Annotated in this window: 5 protein-coding genes; all 5 read left to right on the top strand. The window is 42.9% G+C overall.

From position 1 onward, the window contains the following. The first annotated feature begins 92 nt into the window (after nucleotides 1–92). The 5 genes from VCM39_RS17850 (at nucleotide 93) to VCM39_RS17830 (ending at nucleotide 12,150) form a co-directional block, all read left to right on the top strand. On the top strand, nucleotides 93–3,293 hold the full coding sequence (locus VCM39_RS17850) for a TonB-dependent receptor (RefSeq protein ID WP_322932807.1): 3,201 nt from the start codon (nucleotides 93–95) through the stop codon (nucleotides 3,291–3,293). Nucleotides 3,294–3,305: 12 nt separating this feature from the next. After that, a complete protein-coding gene (locus tag VCM39_RS17845; RefSeq protein WP_322932806.1) occupies nucleotides 3,306–5,330 on the top strand; it encodes a RagB/SusD family nutrient uptake outer membrane protein in 2,025 nt (674 codons plus the stop codon). 20 nt (nucleotides 5,331–5,350) lie between these two features. After that, nucleotides 5,351–6,997, top strand: coding sequence for a DUF5123 domain-containing protein (locus VCM39_RS17840; RefSeq protein WP_322932805.1), 1,647 nt, complete (start codon nucleotides 5,351–5,353; stop codon nucleotides 6,995–6,997). Nucleotides 6,998–7,018: 21 nt separating this feature from the next. Further along, a complete protein-coding gene (locus VCM39_RS17835; protein ID WP_322932804.1) occupies nucleotides 7,019–8,593 on the top strand; it encodes a hypothetical protein in 1,575 nt (524 codons plus the stop codon). Between the two features lie 227 nt (nucleotides 8,594–8,820). Then, nucleotides 8,821–12,150: a pectinesterase family protein gene (locus tag VCM39_RS17830; protein ID WP_322932803.1), complete on the top strand. Its 3,330-nt coding sequence runs from the start codon at nucleotides 8,821–8,823 to the stop codon at nucleotides 12,148–12,150. Nucleotides 12,151–12,237 lie beyond the last annotated feature (87 nt).

Raw genomic sequence — 12,237 nt, 5'->3', positions numbered from 1 at the left:
ACTAAATATTACCCTATTAAGAGTCCTAAATTACAGAACTTTGCCCCATAATCAACTTTAGTATTGTTAACATGAAACAAAAGTCTTACAAAATGAAAAACAGACGATTAGCATGGCTGTTGGCTATGCTGTTGATAATCCCTCTGGGAGTTTTAGCACAAGGCATTTCTGTAAAAGGAATTGTGACCGATTCGGACGGAGAACCGGTCATTGGTGCTTCCGTTGTTGAAAAGGGAAAAACGAGCAATGGTACCATTACTGATTTGGATGGTAATTTCTCTTTGAATGTTTCCGGGAAGGGGAAAAAACTGGTTATATCTTACATTGGTATGACTACCCACGAGGTAGATGCAGTGGCCGGAAAGGTATTGAAAATAGTACTTCGTGATGATGCCCAGGCATTGGATGAAGTGGTTGTTATCGGTTACGGTACAAGTAAACGAGGAGATTTGACAGGTTCAATTGCTTCGGTAGGTGAAAAAACATTGAAAGATATTCCTGTAACCTCTGCCGCATCAGCTATCACCGGACGCCTTGCCGGTGTAAATGTAACCACTACCGAAGGATCTCCGGATGCCGAAATCAAAATACTTGTGCGTGGTGGTGGTTCTGTTACGCAGGATAACTCACCTCTTTTTATAGTCGATGGATTTCAGGTGGAAAATATCAATGATATTTCTCCTACCGATATTGAAACAATTGATGTTTTGAAGGATGCTTCTTCAACAGCCATCTATGGAGCTAAAGGAGCAAATGGTGTTGTGCTGGTGACAACCAAAAGCGGGAAAGCCGGTAAAACGGAAATCCAGTTTGGCGCTTCGGTCGGATTCAGCAATGTGTATAATATGAACGACATGCTTTCACCTTATGAATATGTATTCTATCAGCGTGAACTGGATCCGAGTGCAAGTGCCGGATGGTTTGGCCGTTTCGGCCGGTGGGAGGACATTGATATTTATCTTTCTAAAGCAGGTACCGACTGGCAGGATGTAATGTTCGGTAATACCGGTGTCAAACAGAATTATAATGTAAGCATCAAAGGGGGTACGGAAGATCTGAAATATAGTGTAAGTTATGTTCACGATGATGAATCGTATATCATGAAGACCTCTAACTTTTCTCGTGACAATGTAAACGCAAAAATCAATAAGAATATAGGTAAAAAACTATCTGTAGAGTTGGGCATGCGCTTGTCCAAGACTACGATTGACGGTCCGAAAGTATCTACCGGAAACCGCTTGCGCAACATTGTGAAATATGCACCGATCGGTACTTTAAGCGCACTATCCGAAGATGACATGGGAGGGGATATCTATAATTCGGAAGACCTGACCGACCTGAATGACCCCTATTATAATATTGTGAATAACTACAAAAAGCAGAACCGCTTCTCCAATGTATATAATGCTGCTTTCAACTGGGATATCATAAAGGGGTTGAGGTTCCGTGCACAAGGTTCTTATACCTATATGTATGATGATACGGATGACATCTACACCAACAATACCGGAGAGGCTAAGAATAACGGTGGTATGCCGGTAGCCAATCGTTCAACGATGAAGGGGAACAGCTATGGAGGTACTGCAACTTTGGAATACAAACTAAAGAAAAAGAAACACCGCTTTGACGCATTGCTTGGTACCGAACTTAACCATAGCCAGAAGATAGATATGAGTATAAAGTCTATGTTCTATCCAAATGATTTTACAGCACAAGATATTCTGGCTATGTGGAATATGGGTAAGGAACAACCTACCTATACCACAATCAATGAACCGGCCCGTACCAGTTCTTTCTTTGGGCGTGCCAACTATTCTTACAACGACCGTTATTATATTACGGTCACTGCCCGTGAAGATGGTACCAACGTATTTTCCCCCGGCAAAAAGTGGGGATTTTTTCCAGGAACCGCTTTGGCATGGAGAATCTCCGAAGAGGACTTTATGGAGCCCACCCAGGACTGGTTGAGTAACTTGAAACTTCGTTTAAGTTATGGTCTTGCCGGTAATGCCCGTGTAGGCTCTTACTGGCGTCAGAATTATGCTTTTGAAACATCTGCCAATAAGATTTATTATCCGGGAGAAGAATCAACCGGCTCATTAAAGACTTCAACGGTACTTCGTAATGAGAACTTGACCTGGGAAACCAAGTATTCTTCTAATTTAGGTTTCGACCTGGGATTTTTCAACAACCGGCTGAATGTGACTTTGGATTTCTATAAAGACATTACCAAAGATTTGATCCTGAAAGTACCGTTGCCTTCACATTCCGGTTATGAAAGCCAGTACCAGAATCTTGGCCAGACTACTAATAAAGGTCTGGAATTAACTGTGAACGGAACAATTATCGAGACCCGGAATTTTAGCCTGAGTGCCAACTTCAATATCTCTTTCAATAAAAATCGTGTAGATGCATTGGACGGAAATAACGAAATGATCGTTTCATCCAATACGGCCGATATAGGTAAAGACGACTACCGCGTTATCGTGGGCAGACAGCTCGGATTGATCTATGGATATGTGGCAGAGGGTATGTATGGATTTGATGATTTTACTTTCAATGAGGTTACTAAATCATGGGAGATTAATCCGGGAGTGGTAGACTGCTACGACCTGATGTCACGAGGTGAAAAGTATTACGGTCCCGGTCATATCAAATTGAAAGACCTTGATGGCGATAAAAAGATTACTGCTGAGAACGACCGTCAGGTGATTGGTAATGCATTACCAAAACATACCGGTGGCTTCAGCCTGAATGCAACTTGGAAAGGATTCGACCTTTCTGCCATGTTCAACTGGGTATATGGTAATGATATTCTTAATGCCGGTAAGATTGATTATACAACCTATGCCGGAAGTAAGAAGTACCAGAATCTAAGTTCAATTATGTCTATGGAAAACCGATTCCTTACAGTTGATCCCGAAACCGGCAAAAACATTTATTATGGAAATGATGCCAATCCGCAACGTCTGATGGAGTTGAATCAGAATGCACGTATCTGGCATCCGCTTACTAATTCTACCATAATTACAGACTGGGCGGTAGAAGATGGTTCTTTCCTCCGTTTCAGTAACCTGACAATCGGTTATACATTACCCAAACTGTTCACTCAAAAGTTCGCCGTACAGAATCTTCGTGTTTATTTTACGGCCAATAACCTGAAAACGTGGACTGCTTACAGCGGGCAAGATCCAGAGGTCAGTACTTCCGGCAACAATCTGACTCCCGGTAAGGATATCTCAGCTTATCCGAAATGTCATAGTTATATTTTTGGTCTTAATGTCACATTTTAATTTAAACAAACCATGAAAAGAATTAATATATATACTTTATTCCTGTGTGTGGTGCTTTTATTCAGCTCATGCGAGGATTATCTGAATACAGAATCTCCTTCTGTATTGAGCCCCGAAACCGTATATACCACAAAGTCTATGACGGAAGCCGCATTGATGGGAGTATATGCTACGCTCGCCAGCGATAATTTATATAAAGGACGTATGTCTATCAACTGGCAGGGATATTCGGATATCGAAGGGTATAGAGGATTTGCCGAGACCGGTTACAACTCCGGAGAAACCGGATTCCAACACTTCTGGTGTGATATCTATGAATATCGTTGCCGCTGGACGGATGGTTTCCGTATGGCAGAGTTGGCTGCTACTGCTGTTGAAGGCATTCGTAATTCCCCGTTGATGGAGACTGAAAAGAAGGCAATGCAGGTTTATCTGGGAGAGGCATTGACATTGCGTGCATTGGCCTATTTTGAGCTGGTTCGTTATTGGGGAGATGTTCCTTATAAGGAACAAACGGCGAATTCCGACTTGTCTAATGTGTACATTGGAAAGACAGATCGCGATGTTATTTATGACAAGATTATAGAAGATCTGCAGGAAGCAGCCGAATACCTGCCGTGGATGGGGCAGGATGGTTATACCAGTGAACGCGTTACGAAAGGCTTTGCTCAAGGTTTGCTGGCACGTGTCGCTTTGTTTGCCGGAGGATGGTCTGTACGTGATGCCAATCAGTTCTCGGATGCAAACGTAGAGCATCATCCAAGAATTGCCGATTTGAACGGTTACTATACAGGACGCCGCAAAGACTGGAAAAAATATTATGAGATAGCCGAGCAGGCATGTGCTAGTGTTATAGGCAGTGCAGATAACCCTCATAAACTTGATCCTGATTATGGAGATATCTGGAAAACAGTATGCCACTTAGATTTGAACAGTTATAATGAAAACCTGTTTGAAGTAGCCATGGGGATGGGACAGGTTGGTGACATCGGTAACCTGATGGGGTACGGTATGGGTACCAATACCAAATATACAAATGGTCGTAGTATGGGCGGAAATTATGTCTCTTCACATGCCTATTACTTTTATTCATTTGACCGGGATGATTTGCGCAGAGACTATGCAGTGACCTGGGCCTCTTATCCCAACAATGATACGAAAGAAACCATCAAAGGTGATATGCTCAATATGTCACTCAATAAATGGAACTTCTTCTGGACATCAGACGGCTGGAAATCGCTTCTAAGTACGGCAACCAACCGTCTTGGCAATGGTATTAACTGGATTATCATGCGCTATCCGGACATTCTGCTGATGTATGCCGAGGCACGGAATGAACTCTATGGTCCTGAGTCTAAAAGTGAAGTAGCTCATATCAGTGCCCGCGAAGCACTGGAACAGGTACGCGAACGTGCATTTGGTGCAGGTTCTCCTAAAATCAAACAATATGATACTAACTTTTTCAATGCCATTGTAAATGAGCGTGCATGGGAATTTGGAGGAGAAGCAGTACGTAAAATGGATTTGATCCGTTGGGGAATACTGGATGAAAAGATTGAAGAGATGAAGCAAACGCTTTGCCTGATGATGGACGGTACTCAGCCATTTACCATTTTTGATAAGAATTTTAATCCGGGCGATATTCCCACAAGCGTCTACTATAAATATGAAGATCCTGCATTGCCCGAGTTTATAGATTATAAGTCGATTGAGTTTTACAAAGAATTACCTGGTAATCCCGATGAGAGCATTTATACGGAGGTTCAATGGGGATCGGGACGTCATCAATACAGTGAGAAGAAACCCACAGCCCATCTGGGTGCATATGTCAGTGTATTATGTGCAGCATCCGGTTTGATGGCAAACTATGACTACTCTTCTTTCTACAGCCAGCTCCAATACGGCGCGGATATCCGCGATATCATGGTGACCAAGACAATGGGTAACGGTAAATGTAATAACAGACATTTGTTTGCTATCTATAATCAGGATGTTTATGAAAGTAAGGGCCATGTGAGCAATTCTTACGGTTATTAATTATTTTAAGAAGAATGAATATGAAAAATATAATAAGTCTGCTGTTCGCTCTCTTGTCATGCACTCTTATGGTGAGTTGTGATGACGAGATCAATGATTGGGGTATAGATTCGAGTCACGACCGACTGTTTCGTCCGTTGGCATTTGAAAGTAAATCAGTAAAGGCAACTGCTGTCGAGATCAGTTACAACAAGGTAGTGAATGCTTCCGTATATATATTCGAGTTTAGTGAAGATAGTTTGCAGTTTAATCACATTGTGCGTACCGATACGATTTTAGCTGATACGCTGACTGTCTATTCGGATGATTCTAACCAGACGAAAGTAGAATACCGTACTTGGTTTAATAATCTGAAAGGAGTAACCAAGTATTCCGTTCGTATGAAAGCAATCAGTAGAGCGTTGGTTGAATCGGGCTATGTAAGTTTTTTCTTTGAAACTCCCAAAGAACAGATATTCACAAGTAATGTTCCGGAGATTGACAAAGTAACTCTTTATTGGACTCCGGTTAATGAGCTGACGGAATTTGTAATTTGGGAGAGGAATAGCAGTACAGGTGAACTGATAATGGAGACAGAACGACGTATCAATCTGCAGGAAGCAGGAGTCGATTTGAGTGCAGGTATGTACGTTCTGGGAGGTTTGAAAGGTGGTACTCCTTATACTGTTTATGCATTCAACGGAGAGAACAAGCGTGGAGAAGTCTCCTTCCGTACTTCCGGTATTCCCAATTCAGTGGTTCTTACTATTATGCCCGATACTCCGATTAATGCTGAATTAAGAAGATGTGCAGAAGAAGGTGCAACCAGTCTGACTTTAATCTTTGAAGGTGGACAAACTTATAACTATATCGGTATAAAAGAAAGCGAGAGCGATCCTGACGGTATTATCATTCCGGGTGGTATTGAGAATCTGGCGTTTGCGGGTACACTTTCGGCAACAGGCGAATTACCTTTATTGAAATTAGGGGCTGTATCCTTGAATGAGATTGTACAATCCGTTTCGTTTGATAAGCTTGCCTTAGATGGTGAACTGAGTAACTATCTTTTCAGTTTTGGTGCTAATCAGTTTAAGACGGTCAGCTTCACAGGATGTAATATATCCAATTATAATCGTTCAGTGGTACGTTGCACAACATCGGGGGTAAAACTGGACGCTGTAGTATTCAATAATTGTATCATCGACCACGTATCCAACAATGGTTATGCACTGATTGTTGCTAATCCGGCAGATCTCGGGACTGTAACCGTCTCCAACTGTACATTTATAGAGATGGGTTCATTGATTGATGCGAGGGGTGTAGTGGACGATATAACATTTGATAAATGCACCATCTACAATAACGAGTTCGGAGCCAGCAATTTCTTCCGTTTTCAGACACAACCTACGGAGATAGCTGTGACCAATCTGATCATTGCCGGTCCTAATAAAAACACAGAACTGGGTTGCGGATATAGTAATTACAAATATTTGGATTTTGCCACTTGTTACCTCACTTCCGAAGTGAAGTTGAATACAAGTCGTCCGTTTGCCAATATCAATACCTTCTCCGGTACGGCGGAGGATCTGTTTACCGATCCTGTCAATGGTGATTTCCATTTTAAACCCGGTGTTAAATTCCCCGGTGAAGGGGTGGCAGGAGATCCCAGATGGAACAAGTCTAATTAAATCTAAAATAACAGATACGTTATGAATAAAATGAATTTTATATACTTGTGTGCATTCCTCCCGTTCCTATTGGGAGGATGCTCCGAAACAGAACAGTTTTTTAATCCTCCTACAGGAGTAGTAATCCCTGAACCAGAGCCTGAACCGGAACCTACCGGAAATCCCTGTGCCTTTCCGGGTGCCGAAGGATTCGGACGGATGACCACTGGCGGACGGGGAGGAAAAGTGTATCATGTGACCACTTTGGAAGACGGTACAAAGGCGGGAACGTTGCGTTATGCAATCTCGCAAAGTGGTGCAAGAACCATTGTGTTTGACGTAGCCGGAACGATCTTCCTGACAAGTGATCTGAATATCACTAACGGAGATCTGACCATTGCCGGTCAGACAGCTCCGGGACAGGGGATCTGTATTGCTACCTATCCGGTGACGATCAAAGCCAGTAACGTCATTCTCCGTTATCTGCGTTTTCGCGTAGGTAATGAAGGAGGCGGTGAACCCGATGGACTGGGAGGTATGGAAAACAAAAATGTCATTGTAGATCATTGTTCCATCAGTTGGTCGGTAGATGAGTGCTGTTCCGTATACGGAGGTGAGAATCTGACTGTTCAATGGTGTATCATTTCCGAGAGCCTGCGTACAGCCGGTCATGGAAAAGGTAAACACGGATATGGTGGTAACTGGGGTGGTGCCGGCGCTTCCTACCATCATAACTTGCTGGCACATCATGAGAGCCGTGCGCCACGCCTTGGCCCGCGCCCGTTTACTCAGGAACGTGAACACATGGATATGAGAAACAATGTGATTTATAACTGGGCAGGCAACGGATGCTATGGCGGCGAAGGTATGAAGGTGAATATTGTAAACAACTACTATAAACCGGGTCCTGCCACTCCTGTCAAAAAGGCGGTTCGCTATCGTATTGCCGGAGTTGGTATCCGTACTGCGGAATATGTGGCTACCTATCCGGCATTTGCCCCGATGCTGCATGTATGGGGGAAATATTATGTAGACGGAAACGTGATGGAAGGTACGGATGAGGTGACCAACGACAACTGGACAAAAGGTATGTATGAGCAGATTGACGATTCAAGAAATGACGGACTGTTCACTGCGGTAACCCGTGACACGATTCGCCTAACACTCCCGCTTGATGCTGATGTGATTACCACACATACTGCAAAACAGGCATTTGACCTGGTACTGGCGTATGCCGGATGTTCAAAACAAAGAGACATCATCGACGAACGTATCGCAAAAGAGACTAAGGAAGGAACTGCCACCTATACCGGAACTGTGACCGAAGGTGCTGCCGACGCTCCCGGTTTGATCGATTTACCTTCGGACGTAATGCCTGAAGGGGCAACCAGTCCCTGGCCTACATTGTCTGACGGAGGTGTGACAGCCGATGAGTTGAAAGATTCGGATGGGGATGGTATGCCCGATGTATGGGAGACTAAAAACGGATTGGATCCGAATAATACTTCTGATGGTAACGCAAAGACTTTGAGTAAAGAAGGATACACTAATCTTGAAGTTTATATGAATAGTCTGGTTAGTGATATTACCGAAAAGCAGAATAAAGTCAATGAATAGAAAGTAAAAAGTTTGTGGTTCAGTAAAACCGTGTTTAACTAAAGTAATAGCTTGATCAGCTAACTTTTGCATGTGTAAGGTCCGGGCTTGGGATGAGTCCGGATCTTTTTTATTCATTGGTGTCGTATTTTCCTCCATTTGCGTACAATTGTCCCCCTGCGGGTTATAGGAAGAACTTAATTTTGTGTCTGATAATCAAACTTTTGTTTAACTAAAAAATGAAAATCATGAAAAGAGTATTCCTATTGAAAGCTTTTGTTCTTTTAAGCTGTTTGTTCTGTATCCCAATAGGGTTAAGAGCAGATGAAGTCACTCTGACAGCTGTATGGCCTTTTACAAGTGGTCCGGCCAATGAAACTTCTGCTACTGTCTCTCACGATAATATATTCTCTGCCACCTCTTTTAAATTAGGTAGCAACCTCTCCATGCCATCCACAGGGACATCCGGGAACCTGACATTCTCTCAAATCAGACCGGGAGAACAACATGGTACTGCGGCTACAGATGGTTCGGATGATGTGACGTTTACTGTAATACCTAAGAAAGGACTCACTTTCACACCGACAAGAATCAGTTTTGCGGCTTGCCGCTTTGGTACGAGCGGAGGTAATTTAATTATCAGGTGTGCGAACGGAGATAATGTTACCACATTGGCTGATGTCACCACACTGGGGCGTAGCGGACAAGACATTCCTTATACTGAATTGTCTTATGACATCAAGGGATATGAGGTAAAAGAAGGGGCCTTTGATATTTCAATTTCTGTCTACACTTTGGCCAATAACAAAACAATTGGCTTGACCGGCATTCTGTTGGAAGGTATTGTTTCCGGAGAGGCAGAGGATGTAGAGTCTTATACTTGCGCACTATCACTTTCTGATGTGAATGCAGGACAGGTCACTTTAAACCCGATTGCCGAACGTTATGATGAAGGTACGGCTATTACGGCTTTTGCAACAGAGAACTTTGGTTATCATTTTCTGCATTGGGCAGATACAGAAGGAACTATTATATCCGATTCCAATCCTTATAACTTCAGGATAGAGAAGAATACTGTTTTGATTGCAAATTATAGCAAAACGAATACTTATTCACTGAATGTGAATCTCGAAGGCGGAGCAAATACTAATCTGGTTACAATCTCTCCGGCCGGTACTGAGATTAATGGTAAAATGATGTATGAAGAAGGAACCGAGATTTCTTTGACAGCTATAAATAATCCGATTTTTACTTTTCTGAACTGGGAAGACAATTCTACTGCTAAAGTTCGTACAATTACCATGCATCAGGATCAGAATGTTACTGCTAAGTTCAGTGCCTGTGACTTTATAGTGGGGTGGGATATGTATCAGGATGAACCGGGCAGCGAACGTCCTGCCGACTATAAGAGTGATACGGAAAATGCCGGTTTACTCTCTTTGCACAAAGAAGATAAAACGACTTCAAGCTGGTTGCCGAAGGGAGTCGCCAATGGTCCTTACAACGATATGTATTGTGCTGTCTGCTGGAAAGCGTTGCGTGTAAATACAGTGACCGAAAATGCCCCGTTGCCTTTGAGTGAATTGTATTATTATGAAGTATCATTTAAGACATTGGGTTACAGCAACGTGAAAGTATCGGCAACAATGGGTTGCAACTACAACGCTTTTTCTGTTCAGAATGTCGAGTATTCTGTAGATGGTGTTACCTACACTCGTTTGGGAACTATCACCCTTGAAGCAGCGAAGTCTTGGTATACGGGTCATTTTAATTTACCTTCAGAGTGCGATGGAAAAGAAAAAGTGTATGTTCGTTTCCGTCCCGATGTGACATCTGCTATTGTAGGTACTCCTTCCGGTCTTGACGGAACCTGTATAACAGATGTTTTTGTAACGGGAGACGAGGACGGTATCATCGATCCTACACCTCCGGTATTGGTAGCTTCCATTCCGCAGAAAAACGATACAGGTGTGTCGGCCGGAGGATCTATCATTCTGACCTTTGACAAGAGAGTCCAGGCAGGTACGGGTGATTGTACTTTAGGAGGTGAAGTTCTGAAAGGAACATTCAGTGGTAAAACAGTTGTTTTTCCTTACAGTGCGCTGGATTATAATACCACTTATACATTCACTATGCCCGAAGGTGCAGTGACTGACAAACATGGCAATGTTTTCAAAGGTTGCACACTGACTTTCACAACTATGGAACGTATTCAGCCGGAGGCACGTATCTTTGATGTTGTTATCGCACAAGATGGTACAGGTGATTATACTACTGTACAGGAAGCGATCGATGCAGCGCCTGCCGGACAAGTGAAACCTTACCTGATTTTTATAAAGAAGGGTACTTACAAGGGACACGTTAATATTCCGGATTCAAAACCGTACTTACATTTTATTGGCCAGACTGCCGATGAGGTTATCATCTCAGATGATCGCCTTTGTGGGGGTACATCAGATCCTTCGATTCCCACTTATGGAGTAGCCGACGGTGCTACCGTAGTCTGTCAGGCTGCCGATTGTTATTTTGAGAATATTACTTTAGAGAATTCCTGGGGTGTTGAAAAGAACGGAGGTCCGCAGGCATTGGCTTTGTACACCAACAATGACCGTATTATCTTAAACAAATGCAGACTTCTGAGTTATCAGGATACTTATCTTACTTCAACTAAGAATAATGCACATCGCCATTACCTGAAGAACTGCTTCATAGAAGGTGCTGTCGACTTTATTTATGGAGGTGGTGATGCATACTTTGACGATTGTATTCTGAATATTGTCCGTCCGGCAGGTGGATACATTGTAGCACCCAGCCATGGTGCATCTACAAAGTGGGGATATGTATTTATGAATAATAAGATTACTACTGACCGTGTCAGTGATCCTTCTACTTATTCCATCTGGCTGGGTCGTCCCTGGCATAATAATCCGAAAACTGTTTTTATCAATACTATCGCCGAAGTGTCTATCCCTGCAACCGGCTGGTATCAGACAATGGGGGGACTTCCTGCTCTCTGGGCCGAATACAACACAATGGATAAGAATGGAAATCCGGTAGACCTGAGCAACCGCAATACTTACTATTATTATATGGATGGTGACAAGAAAGTAGAAGGTTATTCCAAAGCTGTATTGACTGCCGAAGAAGCTGCCCAATATACAGTGAAGAACATACTGACCGGTGAAGATGCATGGCAACCGGTTTTGAGAACCGAAGCTTGTGCAGCTCCGGTAGTGAAGATTACGAATGGTAAAATAACCTGGGAGGCTGTTCCTTTTGCCATTTGTTATGCAATATCCAAAGATGGCAATGTTATTTGTTTCACCACAGAAACGTCCTATGATTACGATCCGATAGCTAAATATACAGTTCAGGCTGTCAATGAATACGGAGGTCTGAGCGGTGTGTCTTCTTCGGGTGTAGGTATTGAAGATACATTAGTAGGTACTGATATTATCAGAACCGAATATTACACAGTAGAAGGTTTGAAAATACAGGCTCCGGTCAAGGGGATTACTATCGTTCGGCATTATAAGAGCGACGGCAGTGTGAATACTGAGAAAATATTTAATAAATAACTTAGAGCCTGTTTAAATTTTGTTCAGCATTCTTTTGAGAGTTATTTTTGAGGATATTTTTTCGTTTTTACGAGGAGCATAGCGGGC

The sequence above is a fragment of the Bacteroides mucinivorans genome, from assembly GCF_034654355.2.
Taxonomy (GTDB): domain Bacteria; phylum Bacteroidota; class Bacteroidia; order Bacteroidales; family Bacteroidaceae; genus Bacteroides; species Bacteroides nordii.
Note: the sequence above shows the minus strand (reverse complement) of the source record. Positions and strands in the feature narration are given on the sequence as shown.

Excerpts from the sequence above, each read along its gene's own strand:
- VCM39_RS17830 (WP_322932803.1), top strand. The coding sequence starts at position 8,821 with ATGAAAAGAGTATTCCTATTGAAAGCTTTTGTTCTTTTAAGCTGTTTG.
- VCM39_RS17835 (WP_322932804.1), top strand. The coding sequence starts at position 7,019 with ATGAATAAAATGAATTTTATATACTTGTGTGCATTCCTCCCGTTCCTA.
- VCM39_RS17850 (WP_322932807.1), top strand. The coding sequence starts at position 93 with ATGAAAAACAGACGATTAGCATGGCTGTTGGCTATGCTGTTGATAATC.
- VCM39_RS17845 (WP_322932806.1), top strand. The coding sequence starts at position 3,306 with ATGAAAAGAATTAATATATATACTTTATTCCTGTGTGTGGTGCTTTTA.
- VCM39_RS17840 (WP_322932805.1), top strand. The coding sequence starts at position 5,351 with ATGAAAAATATAATAAGTCTGCTGTTCGCTCTCTTGTCATGCACTCTT.